The 17,113-nt window shown below is 39.3% G+C and carries 15 protein-coding genes and 3 pseudogenes; 1 reads left to right on the plus strand and 17 read right to left on the minus strand.

Features of this window, described 5'->3' with window-relative positions; genetic code table 11:
• The 16 genes and pseudogenes from kdgD to AC25Y6_RS01470 all read right to left on the minus strand — a co-directional run bounded on the left by kdgD (position 1) and on the right by AC25Y6_RS01470 (position 15,702).
• Positions 1-933, minus strand: a complete 933-nt coding sequence (kdgD, locus tag AC25Y6_RS01395; protein ID WP_488141820.1) for a 5-dehydro-4-deoxyglucarate dehydratase — start codon at positions 931-933, stop codon at positions 1-3.
• 233 nt (positions 934-1,166) lie between these two features.
• Positions 1,167-2,144, minus strand: coding sequence for a 2-hydroxyacid dehydrogenase (locus AC25Y6_RS01400; RefSeq protein WP_488141821.1), 978 nt, complete (start codon positions 2,142-2,144; stop codon positions 1,167-1,169).
• Between the two features lie 124 nt (positions 2,145-2,268).
• Positions 2,269-3,582, minus strand: a complete 1,314-nt coding sequence (locus tag AC25Y6_RS01405; protein WP_488141822.1) for an Nramp family divalent metal transporter — start codon at positions 3,580-3,582, stop codon at positions 2,269-2,271.
• A 275-nt stretch (positions 3,583-3,857) separates the two neighbouring features.
• Positions 3,858-4,136: a RidA family protein gene (locus AC25Y6_RS01410; RefSeq protein ID WP_488141848.1), complete on the minus strand. Its 279-nt coding sequence runs from the start codon at positions 4,134-4,136 to the stop codon at positions 3,858-3,860.
• Entirely contained in the window at positions 4,133-4,279 is a 147-nt protein-coding gene (locus tag AC25Y6_RS01415; RefSeq protein ID WP_488141823.1) for a hypothetical protein, read from the minus strand. The genes AC25Y6_RS01410 and AC25Y6_RS01415 overlap by 4 nt, the downstream gene beginning before the upstream one ends.
• Before the next feature lie 509 nt (positions 4,280-4,788).
• Positions 4,789-5,790, minus strand: a complete 1,002-nt coding sequence (locus AC25Y6_RS01420; protein ID WP_488141824.1) for a mannonate dehydratase — start codon at positions 5,788-5,790, stop codon at positions 4,789-4,791.
• A 193-nt stretch (positions 5,791-5,983) separates the two neighbouring features.
• Positions 5,984-7,006 (minus strand): ABC transporter ATP-binding protein, encoded by a 1,023-nt coding sequence (locus AC25Y6_RS01425; RefSeq protein ID WP_488141825.1) that lies wholly within the window; start codon positions 7,004-7,006, stop codon positions 5,984-5,986.
• Positions 6,987-8,003 (minus strand): ABC transporter ATP-binding protein, encoded by a 1,017-nt coding sequence (locus AC25Y6_RS01430; protein ID WP_488141826.1) that lies wholly within the window; start codon positions 8,001-8,003, stop codon positions 6,987-6,989. The genes AC25Y6_RS01425 and AC25Y6_RS01430 overlap by 20 nt, the downstream gene beginning before the upstream one ends.
• 17 nt (positions 8,004-8,020) lie before the next feature.
• Positions 8,021-8,944: an ABC transporter permease gene (locus tag AC25Y6_RS01435; RefSeq protein ID WP_488141827.1), complete on the minus strand. Its 924-nt coding sequence runs from the start codon at positions 8,942-8,944 to the stop codon at positions 8,021-8,023.
• A gap of 88 nt (positions 8,945-9,032) precedes the next feature.
• Positions 9,033-9,983 carry an ABC transporter permease gene (locus AC25Y6_RS01440; protein WP_488141828.1) on the minus strand — a complete coding sequence of 317 codons (951 nt, stop codon included), beginning with the start codon at positions 9,981-9,983 and terminating at the stop codon, positions 9,033-9,035.
• Between the two features lie 134 nt (positions 9,984-10,117).
• Entirely contained in the window at positions 10,118-11,689 is a 1,572-nt protein-coding gene (locus AC25Y6_RS01445; protein ID WP_488141829.1) for an ABC transporter substrate-binding protein, read from the minus strand.
• Between the two features lie 466 nt (positions 11,690-12,155).
• Positions 12,156-12,596: pseudogene (locus tag AC25Y6_RS01450) on the minus strand (acyl-CoA thioesterase).
• 208 nt (positions 12,597-12,804) lie between these two features.
• Positions 12,805-13,611, minus strand: a complete 807-nt coding sequence (locus tag AC25Y6_RS01455; protein WP_488141830.1) for an urease accessory protein UreD — start codon at positions 13,609-13,611, stop codon at positions 12,805-12,807.
• Positions 13,604-14,107, minus strand: a pseudogene (gene ureG / locus AC25Y6_RS01460) (urease accessory protein UreG); the annotation flags it as partial. The gene AC25Y6_RS01455 and the pseudogene ureG, both read right to left, overlap by 8 nt.
• A pseudogene (locus AC25Y6_RS01465) lies at positions 14,106-14,216 on the minus strand (urease subunit gamma); the annotation flags it as partial. The pseudogenes AC25Y6_RS01465 and ureG, both read right to left, overlap by 2 nt.
• Positions 14,217-15,225: 1,009 nt before the next feature.
• A complete protein-coding gene (locus tag AC25Y6_RS01470; RefSeq protein WP_488141831.1) occupies positions 15,226-15,702 on the minus strand; it encodes an acyl-CoA thioesterase in 477 nt (158 codons plus the stop codon).
• An 87-nt stretch (positions 15,703-15,789) separates the two neighbouring features.
• On the opposite strand from AC25Y6_RS01470, the gene AC25Y6_RS01475 reads away from it, so the two are divergent.
• On the plus strand, positions 15,790-16,182 hold the full coding sequence (locus tag AC25Y6_RS01475; RefSeq protein WP_488141832.1) for a hypothetical protein: 393 nt from the start codon (positions 15,790-15,792) through the stop codon (positions 16,180-16,182).
• A 12-nt stretch (positions 16,183-16,194) separates the two neighbouring features.
• Here the strand turns inward: AC25Y6_RS01475 and AC25Y6_RS01480 are convergent, their stop codons facing one another.
• Positions 16,195-16,914 (minus strand): ABC transporter ATP-binding protein, encoded by a 720-nt coding sequence (locus AC25Y6_RS01480; RefSeq protein ID WP_488141833.1) that lies wholly within the window; start codon positions 16,912-16,914, stop codon positions 16,195-16,197.
• Positions 16,915-17,113 lie beyond the last annotated feature (199 nt).

Here is a 17,113-nt window from a genome sequence, read left to right on the forward strand (position 1 = left end):
CTATTGTACTGTCTCTGCATGAGCAGGATATTTCTTCAATGCATTTTCAATAATTACTTTGAGTTCTTCATAATGCTCTTCTTCAACGGGAGCGATTGGTGCCCTAACATTCGTTGTAATAGGAAGACCAACAATTTGCATGCCTGCTTTGATTAAAGAAACCGCGTATCCTTTCTTCTGTTTACGGATACGATGAATTGGGAATATCACGTTTTCATATAGTTCATTCAATACTTCTTTGTTTCCACTTAGTAGCGCTTCATAATATTTCGCTGAAATATGTGGAATATAGTTTGAAATCGCTGATGAGTAAGAAGTGAATCCAAGGTTCACATATGCAGCCATCGTTACTTCTGCTAAAGGCATACCGTTGACCCATTCAAGTCGGTCCCCGATTAGATGTGTAAACTCGACATTCTTTTCCATATTTCCAATACCATCTTTATACCCTACCAATTGTGGCAGATTGCATAACTTTTGAAGGGTTTCGGCTTCAAAAATACAATTATCACGCTGATAAACGATTGCATTCAACTCCGTGCTTTTTATGATCTCGCTTAAATAATTGTAAATACCATCCTGTGAAGGTTCGATCAGATACGGCGGTAAAATCAAGTACCCTTCTGCTCCAAGCTCTTCAGAAATCTTCGCCTGCTCTAACGCGTGCTTAATGTTCCCACCAACACCCGTATATAGCGGAACTCTACCTTTTGTCTTTTCTACGGCAACTTCTACCATCGATCTGTATTCTTCGTTACTGATAGCATGGAATTCACCTGCTCCACACGCCACAAAAATGGAAGACAAACCTCCTTCGATTAAAAACTCGATATTCTTTCCTAATCCATGTAAATCCAATCTTCCTTCGGCATCCATTGGAGCGACTGGGAATCCTAAAATCCCTTTCGGCGCTTTTCTAATCTTTGTACTCATATGAACTCCACCCCTCTAAAATAATAATTTGTATTCCATATGTCTTATTGTAAGACAATAATAATAAGTTGTCAACTCAAACTTCAATATATTCAGATAAATTTGATTAAATTAAAGTTGAATATCTAAATGAGCATATTAATCGATTTCAGTTTAATAAAAATGGATAGCCCTAAATAGACTATCCATTGCATTCAAGTTTTTTCTCTCAGACTAATCAGTTGGTGGTTTATTTACTTTGCCTTTACTCCAGTTTTAATCAAGGTTGGTGGAATTTCCCCCTGCAACCCTGCAACGAGGTTAGTAGCCGCTAACATCGCCATTTTCATGCGTGTTTCATATGTTGCGGAGCCGATATGCGGCAAAGTGACAGCATTCTTCATGAAAAGCAATGGATTATCCAACATGACCGGCTCTTGAACATAGACATCTAGTCCCGCTGCATGAATTTCACCGGTTTTTAAAGCATGGATTAAGGCTTCTTCATCAACGATTTTCCCTCTTGAGCAATTGATAAAAATAGCAGTCTTTTTCATGAGAGCGAACTCTCTTTTCCCAATCATTTTTTCAGTCTCAGGAGTAAGTGGTGTCATTAAGCATACATAATCAGACTGCGCTAGGAGATCTTCCATCGAGCAGTATGTAGCTCCATACTTTTGCTCGGCTTCATCATTTCTGGATCGGTTGTGGTATAAAATGTCCATATCAAATCCAAAATGAGCCCTTTTTGCAACCGAAGACCCGATTTCTCCCATACCAATAATCCCCAATACCTTATGATGGACATCCAACCCAAACCACTTTTCTCCGAGATTCGATTCCCACTTCCCTGTCTTAACCATTTGATCTAACTCCGGCATCCTTCTAGCCGTGGACAAAATCAATCCCATAATCGTATCTGCGACTGTCTCGTTCAATACTTCTGGAGTGTTCGTAGCCATAATCCCTCTCTCATACAACTCAGACAAGTCAAGATTGTCATAGCCAACAGAAGTGTTGCACACCATTTTCAAATGTGGGGCCTTGTCTAGTAGACTCTTATCCACCTTTAATCCCGAACCTAGTATAGCGTGAGCGTCCTTCAGCTCCCGAAGGAATTCAGGATATGTTTCTGAACCGAAATTCTCAAAATAAACGATATCACAAGTCTTTTGAATAAAATCCAATACTTTTTGATCCACTTTCTTATAGACGATTACTTTGGGTTTCATAATTGTTTCCTCTTTTCATAAAGTATTGTTCCCATCTAAAGGTACTCCTACTGGTGCTTGCCAACTGATTAGTTCGTTAAATAGCCAAGCAGTCAGATGCCATATCTACTAACCTATTATCAGTTTAGAAAAAGTTAATGGCTAATTGCGCAGCGGACCAAATCGCTAAAATTGATGCTAGAGATAGAGAGATATTTTCAAACCAGTTATTTTTATGTTCACCCATCAAGTTTTTTTTGTTCGATAGGATTAATATTCCTATAGCGATTACAGGAAGTCCTACTATGTTTATTGCATTTACTCCAATCGTTAAGGCAATGAAACCCGGCATACCCGGAATAGACCAAATAAGTGGTGTAACTAACACAAAAATCATTACCCATTTAAACATAGGATCTTTATTATATTTCCCGCCGTATTTTTCTTTTCTTTCTTTATTAATAACGTAAAAGGCATCTACAATCAATCTTGGAAAACCAGTTGACTTCCCAACAATACTTGCAAACAATACCCCAAATACACCTATATAGAAAATGAGCCCGCCCATTTGTCCTAAAGAAAGTTTTAGTGCTAATGCTAAATCATCGATTGTTTTCACTTCGATTCCATTTGGCTTTAATATTTCTGCACCTACAACCCAAATAGCTAAGTTAATAACAATACATACACAGATAGCAAACAGTAGATCATTTCTTTGTAGCTTTAAGTGACTAGGCTTCGTCCAGCCCTTTTCTTTCATAAAATATGGATGAACAAAGTTAGAAATAGATCCTGCTACTGCCCCAATAATTGAAACCGCTACCAATAATGCTCCATGAACCCCAGTACCACCAGGGATACTGAACCCAAATGTCCCCTTAACAATTTGTCCCACATCTGGAGTTGCTGATATTGCTAGGTATAGGAAGGCGATTGTCATTAACGCCAGGATTACCTTCATTACACTTTCAATTGTATTATAAATATTTCTTCCAATAAGCATAAACACTAATCCCACTACCACAACTGAACATAGAAACGGTTGATTAATACGGGACAAATTGGATAATACTTCTCCCGCTCCCTTAATCATATATGCATTAAATAGATGACCCATGATTAGCGCATAACCAAACATAAAGTAACCAAAAAACGGATGTATACGTCCGTATCCTTCAAGAATTGTTAATCCCTCTGTGTTACAAAGCTGGAACCGGGCAATAATATTTACAATTAGAAATCGCAGTAATAATGACACGGCTAAAACCCACATTAAACTATATCCATATTCAGCTCCAGCGACTGATGAAGTCACCAAGTCACCTGCACCAAGCCATGTTAAAACGGCAAGGATTCCTGGACCATAAGATGTTTTAAGCTTCCTGATAAAACTCTGTTTCTTATTTATGGCCCCAGGAACTGCAACGGTAGATCCAGCAATGTTTGCTTGATTTTTCACTATATTGCCCCCATTCAAAAGTTAATGTATTCGCTTTCAATTTACTGAAGAAAAAGTACCATGATTATTTATAAGCACACTACTGTTTAAAACATTGTAAATTTTCAGATAATATAAACTATGATTATAATGAATTTAGGTTTAATGAAGCGCAATTTCAGCAGGAATCCAAGGAATCATTACATGCTGAATCTACATTTAATTGTAAGACAAATTAAACTATAAATCAATCATACTTAAAAGATGATTCAAATTTCCATAAAACCTCCGTGATGTCATTCTACCTCGACAATAATTTCAACTTCTACAGGTGTTCCTCCTGGAAGTGAAGATGCCCCGAATGAGATTCTACTGTGCCTCCCTGCATCACCAAATACTTCATTCGCCAAAACAGATACCGCATCCATGACCTCTGGTTGCTCAATAAAATTGGGTGTACTTACGACTTTTACATTCACAATTTTTTTAATACAATTTAGACTTCCTGTCAAATTACGTACTGTTGCTAAACAATTTACAAAGGCGATCTTAGCTGCGTCTTGCGCCTGTTCTATGAAATTGTTTCTCCCACAATTCCTCTATATTTCAAAACGCCATCTACCTTCGCTACGTTTCCAGATACAAAAATTAAATTACCCGTTTTAACTCCAGCTTCAAATATACGTTTATTTACTCGGACTGGGATTTTATATCCCATGCTTTACAGTTTTTCTTCGTAGTTCAAAAAGAACTTTATACCCCTTTTTATTTGGGATATTATTTTTACCTATTAGATCATCCTCTCTATTCATCTATATTTTATTAACTATCAGTTTTTTATATTGTAAGACAATTATACTGTTAAGTCAATTACATTTTTTTAACTTTACAGACCTTTCAAAAAACTCTTCATCTCACTCCACAAATTCCGACTTGCCATGCAGGAGCTGCTTCGAACAAACTCTAAGACTAAAGACATTCAAGCAAAGATAAGCTATTTTGATAAATTAAACAACAACTACTCTGTACTAAACAACGTTTCCTGCAAAATAGACAGCCCTCACGCAAAACTTCTCAACATTCCCAAAAAACTAAACAACACTTGCACCAAAAAGCCCACAACATTCTGTGGGCTTTTTTTTTGCAAACGTATAAGTGTTTCATTTCACTCCGCACTTGCCGATGTCCCCGACGCGCGGGGCCTGTTTAATTTCGAAGCTCAATCAATTATTTGCCTTCAAACTCTGTCAATGCTGCCAATAATGCTTTAATATATCCAATTGAATAGGCAAACCCCATACTCGAAGCTTTCCAGCCAATATTGGAATATGCCCATTTATCATTTGTATCCGCGACGTCTCCCGCAAATGTCGGTGTATGATCCGGATTAATACAACCGTTGTAACCAACCTTTCTGAGCTCGAGTAACAGTTTGAACATATTCAAATCACCGTCATCCAATAGTGCCTCTTCAAAAGCTCCCGCCGTAGGTAAACTTCCTCTGACATTTCGAAAATGGACTAAAAAGATTCTCTCTTTTCGGCCAAAATGATTGATTTCATCTAAAACTAAGGAAGATCCGCCTGCTTCCGCCCTTGTTCCGATACAATAAACTAATCCAACATTTTTATTCGGAAAGTCATCGATGATTTTATGTAGACCTAAACCTCCAAAAGGCGAATCCGGATGAGGTGTATCTGAAGGATGCATCGCGATTTTCACATCGCGCTCTTGGGCGGCTGGAACCAATTCTTTGTAAGCACTTTGAAAAGCACCCCACCATTTTTCAAGTTCTTCAAGGGTAGGGGTTTCTGTTTTTTCTTTCTGTAATCCTAAGCTCTCACCGCGTGATATCGCTCCCCCACGTTGAATGGCTTTATAAAACTTTGAACGTCCATAAAACACGTCGCCATCAAATCTCTGTCTGACAATCTCGATTCCAGCTTCCCCGAAAACCTTTACTGCATTAATGGAGTTCTCTAGTTCCTTTTCACTGCCTGGACGGTTTTGCATGAAATCCGCAGAAATATTAGGTAAAGTGACCCGATTGATATCCATTCCCCACGAGCGAATTCTTCTTTTTAACTGAACTAACTTATCAAGATCTGGAAAGCCTTGTTCCTTTACTCCCCCAAAAGAGTTCCCTACCCCAAAATCAATGCAATCTACGCCAAGTTGAGACATTTGTTGTAAATCTAAGTCCGTTAAATCCGTTGTATTTACTGTCACCGAAACTTTCATCCTCTTAATATCCCCCCTCTAAATTAGAGTATTTATTAATTACTTTTCTATCACCGTGCTTACAATTCACGAAAACAGATTTTGATAATTAATTAGACAATATCGTTTTTGTAATTGAGAGTTTCTAAGATCTAAGCTGTGAAATCATTGAACTAAATTTGCCGTTACTAGACAACAGCACTTAATTGTAAAGATGACAAGCTACTTGATGCTCATCTGTCACTTGTACCGTTTTCGGAATTTCTACCATGCATCTATCCATTGCGAATTGACATCTTGTATGGAAAACACACCCTGAAGGCGGGTTCATAGGTGACGGCAATTCACCTTTCAGTATAATTCTGTCCTTTTTCGTTTCAAATTTAGGAACAGGTACTGCTGATAAAAGAGCCTGTGTATAAGGATGCAATGGATCCGCAAATAAGACCTCAGTCGGTGCTTCTTCCACTAATTTTCCAAGGTACATGACACCAACCCGATCAGAAATATAACGAATAACGCTAATATCATGTGAAATGAAAAGATAACTTAATGATTTATCACGTTGAATCTTTTTCAGTAGATTTAGGATTTGGGATTGAATCGAAACGTCAAGAGCTGAAACAGGTTCATCCATAATTAAAATTTTTGGATTTAGAATTAAAGCCCTCGCAAGCCCAATCCTCTGTCTTTGTCCACCTGAAAATTCATGAGGATAGCGATAATAGTGTTCTAGTTGAAGACCAACTGTATCTAATATCTCCATTACTATTTCTGTTCTCTCTTTAGGCGTTCCGATATTATGGATCACTAAAGGTTCCTCCAATGTTTTCCCTATTCTTTTTCTTGGATTTAAAGAAGAATAAGGATCTTGGAAAACCATTTGAATGTCTTGTCGAACTTTCCTTAAATCCGAATTTGAGTAGTTGAAAATATTATCGCCATTATAAATGGCTTCTCCTTCAGTGGGTTCCGTCAATTTTAGAAGCGTACGGCCAGTTGTACTTTTCCCACAGCCCGACTCGCCAACGAGTCCATACGTTTCTCCCTTATATATGTTGAAAGAAACATCATTTACTGCCTGAACATATACTTTTTCCTTATTCAAGTTTAACAAGCCCTTTTTAATAGGGAAAAACTTTTTCAATTTTTTAATTTCCAGTAAAGGCTCTTTCGTTTTACTCTCTGTTAGTTCGATCTCTTCTTCAACTGTAAGTAAGGGCATCTGCCTTCACCTCCTGATTAGCAAGAATTTTTTCAAAGTGCCAACATTTCACTTTTTGCGAAGTCGTAAAGTCATAAATGGGTGGGGAGGAGGCAACGCATTGTTCATCTGCATGCGGACATCGTGCCGCAAATCGACATCCTTCAGGTACACGTGTGAGGGGCGGAACAGTTCCTTCAATCGTATGAAGAGGCGCAGACCGGTCTCCGTCTAACTGAGGAATTGATTTGATCAGGCCTTGCGTATAGGGATGCATTGGCCTCGTGAATAGCTCCTCAATACTTGCTTCTTCCACAATCTCGCCCAAATACATAACGACGACTCTAGAACATAACTCTGCCACTACACCTAGGTCATGCGTGATAAAAATGATGCCCATATCTAGTTTTTCATTTAAATCTTTCATTAAATCCAGAATCTGGGCCTGTATAGTAACGTCTAATGCCGTTGTAGGTTCATCAGCTATTAATAATCGGGGACGGCATGCGAGCGCTACTGCAATCATCGCCCTTTGCCTCATCCCACCTGAAAGATTATGCGGGTACTCATGCACTCTTTTTTCAGGTGATGGAATCCCAACCAATTTTAGTAGTTCTACCGATTGTGCTGCCGCAGCTTTTTTATTCACTTTTTGATGCAATATAATGGATTCGGAAATTTGACGGCCGATTGTATGGACTGGATTTAACGTACTAAGCGGATCCTGGAATATCATCGAAATTTCATTTCCCCGAATTTTGTTCATCTGCCTTTTATTGAGGGAAAGAAGATTCTTTCCCTGATAATTAACTTCTCCATCATATTCTACGTCCTGTTCATCAAATAACCTCAGAATGGACTGGGACATTACACTTTTTCCGCAGCCAGATTCACCTACTACTCCGACAATTTCTCCTTTATTGACACTAAAAGATACACCATTTACCGCTGTAACAGATCCCGTTTCCGTGTAAAAATGTGTTTTAAGATGATTAATCTCCAATAATGAATCAGTCATTACAAGCTTTCCCCCTTTCAACTTGTTTCGCTAGAACGTTTTTTTCTCTTAACTTTTTTATAATGTGGGTCCATGATATCTCTTAACCCATCGCCTAAAGAATTAAGGCCGATTACAGCTAAAATAATGAGTGTGCCTGGGAAAACAGTCATCCACCACCCGTTGAATATGACAAGTTTTCCATCATATAAAATATTCCCCCAACTTGGATTCGGCGCTGGAATCCCTGCACCAAGGAAACTTAGTGCGGCTTCTGTAATAATGGCATCCGCAAAAATGAAAGTTGCCTGAACAATTAATGGTGACAGGACGTTCGGTGCGATATGAAGCCAGATAATACGCGTAGAACTGGCTCCCTGCGCCATCATCGCTTCAATATACGTTTGTTCCCGGACAACGAGTGCCGCAGAACGTACAATACGGGCTACATATGGTGTGAAAACTATGCTTAATGCGATGATAACGTTTTCAACTTTCGGTCCTAAGGCAGCCATCAATGCAATCGCCAATAGAATTCCAGGAATCGCCATTAAGCCATCACATATACGCATTAAAATATTATCTAACGTTTTATAATAACTGGCATATAAACCGATTGTCAGTCCTATTGCTGCCGTTATTAATGAGATAGAGATTCCTACACCCAGTGATGAGCGGGCTCCATACATCATACGTGTTAACAAGTCTCGCCCGAAATTGTCAGTCCCTAATAAATGCGTAGCACTTGGCGCTTGAAGGCGGTCACTAACCACCATTTCAAAAGGGTTATAATTTACTAAGAAAGGACCTACTAGACTTAATAGCACTAAAAAGACAAGTACGATTAATCCGATCATCATGGAGTAATTGGAAAAAAATCGTCTTTTGAGAAGTTGCTGTTGCTCTTTTTTTAACTTTCTTCTTGTTTCAGATAACGTTAATGTACTTCCTATGCCCTCCATAATATGCCTCCTAACACTTGGGAATCAATTCTGTAATAAATTTCATTTACTGATTTAAACTAGCTAAGAATAAGTATAATCCGATAGGTTATTTTTCTTCCAATCTTACACGCGGATCAATTACCCCATAAAGGATATCGATAACTAAGTTAATCATTACATAGACAAATGTTACGAATAGCACGATTCCTTGAATAACTGTATAATCCCGACGTTCAACCGAGTTAATAATCAGCGAACCTATACCAGGTATATTGAAAATCGTTTCAGTAACAACCGCTCCCGTTACCAAGCCTCCGAAAGTTATCCCGATAACTGTAAGGATTGGAAGGAAGGCATTCTGTAATGCGTGATTGTAAATAACCTTTCTCTCCACAACGCCTTTGGAACGAGCCATCTTAATGTAGTTCGTATTTAACACTTCCAGCATAGAAGATCGTGTCATACGGGCAATCAAAGCTGCTTGAATAGTTCCCAAAGAAATTGCCGGCATAATTAAATACTTCAGGTGGTTCCATAACCCACTATCCAGTGGTCGGTAGCCCGCTATAGGCAACCATTGCAGCTGTACACCAATTATCAATACTAAAAATAAAGCGAGTAAAAAGCTTGGGATTGCCATTCCTAGTAATGAAATCCCCATAACAGTTTGGTCTGTTGCAGTTCCTCTTTTAATGGCTGCAACAATTCCAAGGGGAATCGCAATACATAACGCAATGATTTCAGCTAAAATAGCGAGCGACAATGTCGGTCCAATATGAGTCTTAATCGCTTCATTAACTGACATATTCATGTGATAGGATTCACCTAAATCACCAACTACCGCCTTTTTTATCCAATTAAAATATTGCTCGTAAATGGGTATATCTAATCCCAGTCGAGTCCTGGCTTCCGCAAGCTGTTCCTCCGTTGCTTCTTCGCCCAACATGAATGATGTTGGATCTCCCGGGGTGATATGTATGATTGAAAATATAACAATTGATACAACAAACAATACAGGAATTAAGGACAACAACCGTTTAATAATATAAGCCCGCATCTAGATTACCTCCTGTTAAATCAAGCGATAGTTTATGAATTGATCTAATTTCATAATTAATTTAAAGAGTAATAATTCCTTGAAATAACAACGCCGTGTTTTATAAATAACACGGCGTTATCTTGTGCAAAAAGTTATTTAGAATTTGCAACGTTCCAGTAAATAAGTCCATCTAAATCTTCTAATTGTGAGACCGATTTACGCGATGCATAAATCATATCTCCATCTCCTATTTTTACAGCGGGCCTATAATCCAAGAACCAAGACTGTAATTCGTCATAAATCACATGGGCATCTTCTAATGATGGTGCCCGGCGGATTTTATTTGTTATTACATCTAATTCAGGGCTATCTGTCCAGCCATAATAGTCTTTTCTTGCCCATGCAAGAGAAGTTGGTTCTGATTTCCCTTTATTCGCAAGAACAGTAATGTCATAGGCACTCGGATCGTTAGCACGCTCCGTATATGTTGGCCAATCTAAAACATCTAATTTTACGTTAACCCCTATATTTTTTAATTGCTCTTGCACAACAATCGCGGCATTGAACATAGGTTCTAAATCTCTTGATGTCAATAATCTAATTTCCTCGCCATTATAACCAGCTTCTTCGAACAATTTTTTTGATAGTTCTACGTCTTGGATACCATATTCTTCTTTACCAACATCGGTAATCCATTGATTTCCATCAATTTCCAACATCACATATTGGTTTGCATTGTAATAATCCGGGTTAACAAATGCTGCGTGTAATATTTCTTCTTTATTTAGTCCTACAGCCAATGCTTCCCGCGCAACTTTATCTGCGAAAAGACCTTCTTTTTTATTGAAATATAGCAATAAGATTTCTTTGGGAACAGTATGCATTTCAACGTCCTTATTGCTAGCGATCTGATCTACACTATCAATAGGCAGCTCCATAACCGCGTCATATTCTCCCGATAAAATTCCCGCAACTCGAGTGGAGGAATCTGGTACGAAAACAAGATAAAGATCATCTACCAGTGCTTCTCTTTTACCGGCTAAACCGTCTCCCGGCTCATCACGGCTTGAATAATCATCGAACTTTGTTAAATAAATATGTTGGTTTTGTTTCCATTCCTCAAATTTAAATGGACCGGTACCAATATGCTCAGTTATTTTTTCTTCTTCATCTTTCCCCTCAAATATAGAAGCGGGCATGATACTAGGAGAGATTGCACCAGAATATGCAAGAACGGATGTTGCAGTAGATGTAGGTTCTGTCATTACTAATTGAACAGAATATTCATCGACTTCTTTCATTATTGCTCCATCGAATGTTTCTCTTCCTGAGGTAGAAAGCGTTAGCCAGCGATTCATAGAAACTACCACGTCTTGAGCTTTCATTTCTTGACCATCATGAAAATGTACACCCTCGCGCAATTTAAAGTCTATTGTTTTCCCATCCTCTGACACTTCGTATGATTCTGCAAGCATTGGTTGAATCGCGCCTTTAGAGTCAACTGTAAGAAGTGTTTCAAAAATATGCCTAGCAATTCCTGAAACCATACTAGATGTATTTAAATGCGTGTCTAATGTAGCCGGTTCTGTAGCGATTGCCACCCTCAATTCGCCACCTGTTGTTTCTTTTTTGGTACCATCCCCAGTAGCTTCTTCATTCGAGCACCCGATAAGTGCGACTAACATTACACATAAAAATAATCCATATTGAATCGTTTTTTTCATCCAAATACCCCTTTATTAATTTATTTTTAATCTAACAAACTTAAATCTCACTACAATCTATTCCCTCTTAAATTGAGCTTTCGTTGGTCTCTAGGTGATGTTTTTTGATGTGCTCCATTTTGGAATTGTAGTAACAGTAAGAAATCATTTTGATTTAACAGTTTTCTCCACTGTATGTTACAATCTTTTGATAGCGCTTGCATTTCACAGAAACAGTTCATAAAATAACTACTTCATTACCTAACCGGGTTCCTCCCCCCCACCAAATAAGTCTGATATTTCAAATATCCAATTCTTATATTTTATTGTAAGACAATCTAAATAGTAAGTCAATTCAAATATTAGTAATTTTTAATTAATTCTAGTTCACAAGTAATATAACCAAGCTAATCTCCAGATTTAGGCGACTTTTACCAAAATAAAAAAGCCCACAACTATCTATGGACTTTTTCGCATAACAAATGTATCAGTGCTTCATCTTGCTTCGTAATTTCCGATGTTCACGGTGTTCAGGTCCTGTTTCAAATAGTCTCTTTTCCGCTTCCGTTTCGGGGTATATGTCCGAAATAGCAGTAGGCTTATTGTTTTCATCCATGGCGAGCTTCGTTGAAAATGATTCAGTCGTCAGTTTCGTTACGCCCGTTAGCAGGTTCATTGAATGTACGGTTACAAACACTTCCATTGACGTCCGGCCCATAGAAGTGACAAGCGCTTCAAGTTCCTATACATCACCAACACGCGCAGATGACAGAAAATCGACCGAATCAATTGAGGCAGTAACAACTTCAGTTTTCGAATGTTTCATTTCCGTAATTGCAGCAATTTCATCAATTTATGAAAGAACTTGTCCTCCAAAAATAGTCTATAAATGATTTGTACCAGGCGGCAACACCAGTTTTGTCTGGATTGTGCGAGACTAACTCATTGGTACTTTTTCTAGCATATGATAATCCCACTCCTCAATCTTCATATGTTGAAATAATAAATCCCATTGAATTCGCTACAGCGCTAGGGGATGCCTCTCACCCTAAGCCAAGCAACTTTCCAATCAAAGTAAACAACACTCAATTAAAACTTCAAAACCCAAAGAGGACATCTCCTATTGGAGTGTCCTCTTAAACTATTTCTGCTAGGAGCGCATAGACACGCTTCATCTCTTCCTGCATCATCCACTGATCAACCGCGAGCCATCTGCAATGGATTGCATTTCCTTCGAGCCTTGTCATACCGGCTTTCAAGCCTTCTTCTACCCGTAGTGTTTCCTGTAATGAACGGATATCGATGTCCTTTGCTTTAGGAGATACTAGCCAGATTGAGCCAACATACATTGCGTCTCCCAGTACACCAATACCAGTTAAGTCAACTTCTTTCGGTGAAAAATGCAGTGAATCAAAGGCGATCAGTTCGTCTTCAACGAAAATCATAAAGTTTGATTTCAATGATTCATAGTCAAAAATTTCACCGCGCTTTTCGCGACCCGGAGCGAGGATTTCTCCCCATAATACCGTTGAATCAGCGGCTAGCCTAAGTGTCGTGTCGACTTGGAACTTCGCATCGGCGAATGGAATAATGACTTCAGGCATCCATTCCAGACGCGCTCGTTCGGCGAGCTGTACATCGATTGTCAACACACAAGTATCCCCTGTATGGGACGGATAGATTTTCAAAGCTGACTGCTGAATCAGCCTCGCGCTGCTGTCTGGTGCAATTTTTACCGTAATGTCATTTCGATCCCCTGCAACCATCCCGCCAGACGATTCCATTATGTAAACCGTCGCTGTCGGGTCTTTCCCTTCGTAAAGTTCGCGGCTTGCCTTCAAAGGAGGCTGCTGGTAAACATGAGGCATCCGTGTATAGCCCCTTCTAAACTCGAACTCTACATCTAGTTTTCCGTGATGGATGGAGCGGGTCGGATTAAGCATTTGAACCAGCGGATTCCGCGCCTTCCAACAGCATATTGTGCTTAATCCAAGCAACGACCTTGTCTACATTTTTCTGTGTTCGCACATCCGTGAAAATGTACGGACGTCCGTTGCGCATTTTTTTCGTATCGCTATCCATCAGATCAAGATCGACCCCGACGTACGGAGCAAGATCCGTTTTGTTGATCAACAAAAGATCAGAACGCGTTAAAGCAGGTCCGCCTTCTCTCGGAATATCCTGGCCTTCTGCAACGTCAATTACATAGATATAGCCGTCGACAAGTTCTGGGCTAAATGTAGCAGATAGATTATCGCCGCCACTTTCCACAAATATAATATCAAGATCTTCAAAGCGAGATTTCAGCTCATCGATTGCCGCAAAGTTCATGGAAGCATCTTCACGGATTGCCGTATGCGGGCAACCTCCTGTTTCAACGCCCAAAATACGGTCTTCTTCAAGTACCCCGCTATTGATTAAAAACTGTGCGTCTTCACGCCATTGACTCTAGATAATTTAACTTTACTCCTCGCGCTTTACGTTTAAGCGCAAGTTCTCCAGCTACGTGAAGAAGTAATTTTTCCTGTTCAACTGGTGATAGTTTCATTTAAAAGCACCTCTTTTCGTTAGATAAAAAAGCAAAGCATTAGATGATTCAGTTAATTTTTTGTTTTAGTTTTAGTTTTAGTTTTAGTTTTGCATGAATATGCACTTGGACAAGGTCCTGGTTATTTGAATCCATAGAAATGGATTCAAGGGGGAAATTCGTGGGATATTGCTGACTAATTTATTATAAAGTATTGAGGTTTTTTAACAATGTTAACACTTTCAAAATAGTATAGGTATCGTTGTTCTTCCAATTTAACTGTTTGATAGACGACACGGTTCTACGAAAATTTTGCAGAATTAAATGCTGAAAGAATGGGTAATTCCGACCTAGTTATATGCGGTAAATAATCCTTCTCTTTCTCTCTATATACGTAATCGCTTTTGGTAATTCAGTGCCTGTAGTTTTTCAATCTTAGCCCACAGAAATAGACGCAAATAAAGATCCTCTTCGCAATTGGTAGAGGCCACTGAGAAACGCACTTTTTCAAATCCTGTAATGTGCCTAAATTTAAAAGACTATGTTAATTTTGAACGAAATATAGTCTTTTTCTATCGTTTTTCTTACTCTGCTAGGCTGGAAAAAAGATTTCCTGAAATTACGCTTGGCGCTTTGGGGATGCCTCTGACCCTGAGCCTGGATTAGCGCTTCGCATCCAGTCTCACGGCTTCGGCTACCCCTTTGCCGCACCTGCGCCGGAGTGTACATTATTGATAGTGATTTTGAGATGTATAGACTGAGATTATAATGTGATTACTATTTAATACTAATTTCATTGAAGAAAGACGCACTATAGATTGCAAGTCTAATCCCCAATAACGAAATGTGCTTTCTTAAAGAGACCATCCAGCAAGGCGCGTCTTCGTGGTAGCCGGAGCGATAAGACTGATGGAGGGATGCAGTTCAATCCCTCCTTGCTCTTCTTTCCGGCTTATCGCGGGAGGCATCCACAAAGCGCAGAAGCGGTATTAGCGGGATTTCCAACTCTATCCATTGTATCGGGACTTATTCAGTGTTTCATCTCACTCCGTAATTTTCGGTGGGCCTGGCGTCCTGGACCTGTCTCATACAACCTCTTCTCCACATCCGTTTCCGGGTATACCCCAGGTACAGGAATTGGCTTGTTGTTTTCATCCATAGCCACCATTGTAAGGAATGATTCAGTCGTCAGCTTCGTTTCTCCAGTCAATAGGTTCATGGAATGGACCGATACGAACACCTCCATTGACGTGCGTCCGGTAAAAGTGACGATTGCTTCGAGTTCCAGTACGTCACCAACGCGTGCGGATGACAGGAAATCGACTGAATCGATAGATGCCGTGACAACCGAACAATGAGAATGCTTCATCGCTGCGATTGCTGCGATTTCATCTATGTATGCCAGGACACGACCACCAAAAATTGTTTGTAAATGATTCGTGTCTGGCGGCAGGACAATTTTGGATTGAATGGTGCGTGAATGGCTCATTGGTCTTTTTTCTACCATGAAAATCTCTCCTTCGCTTTTATGAATTAAGGGAACCTTTCCCTATACCTTCCGTATATAGAGTATACACATACTGGAGGTCTATTCATGCTGAACTTTATCGATACACATTATCAAAAGATCACTTGGTTAATCGTATTACTTGGATTCTTCATAATCTTTACAGCTAAAGACTATTTATCACTTATTTTGTTTTCATACCTACTTGTTAGAGCTGTTAAGTCCCGGGATGCCATCCGTAAAACCCTTCGAAATACCCCTATCACCGCGATGATCATTTATGCAATCGGAATGATTTTACTCATTGTTGCGCTTACGGCCATTATGCTATTTTCGGCAGGTTTCATTAAGGAATACAACATTCCTGGTATTTTTCAGTATATTTATGTAGCTATTGTACTGTTTGGTTCCATGTTCTTTTATGTCTGGTTTATGGCTTTTTTAATAAATCTATGGAATAGGAAAATTTCGAACAAGTAAGTAAAACCCTCTTCATTTTTCGACAAATAACTTTTTCGAATAGAGATGGGAAAACTTGAATTCCCCTTCCTGTTTAACACTTTCATCGACAATCTCTCCCTCTTTCATAACATAAATACGGTTGCACATATATTCGACAACCTGTAAATCATGAGAAATAAAAAGAATCGCCATACCGGTCTCCCGATTCAGTTTGATGAGTAAGTCTATAATCTCTTTTTGTATTAATCGATCGAGACTAGAGACAATTTCGTCGCATACTAACAATTCCGGCTGAATGAGGATGGACCTCAGTAAGTTGACACGTTGCCTTTCACCACCGCTCAATTCAGATGGACGTCGATTCAAATGCGCTTCGGTCAGTTTTACATTCCCGAGCATATGACGAATATACGTATCTCGGTCACCACTTCTATTGCGTAACGGTTCCCTCAGAATTTCTTTGACAGTCCAAGTTGGATTAAGAGCCGCCGATGCATTTTGAAAAATCAGCTGGCATTTTTTGTAGAATACTTTTTTCGTATTCCTCGTTATGGGTGCTCCATGAAAGGAAACAACACCCGTTTCGGGGGTTTCAAGCTGCATAATTAGACGTGACAAAGTACTTTTCCCACTACCACTTTCTCCAACAAGACCTACGATTTCACCTTCCCCAATAGCCATATCAATTCCACGAAGTACTTTCTTCTCTTTGCGGTAACTTTTCGATATATTCTCCACAGTTAATAGCATGCTCTTTCCAACCTTTCCAACACATCAATCACGCCTCGGCGTGATTGCGTCAAGATTTTGAATTGAGCTTGAGGCCTACAGGGGGGAAGGATTGAACTGCATCCTTCCTTGTGGGTCATGCAGTGGGGAAGGATGTAGTTCAATCCTTCCTTGTTGCGACAGGACGTTGCGAACTTAGACTGCCTTCCTCTTAACACCT

The organism is Sporosarcina sp. Y1004 (assembly GCF_057669665.1).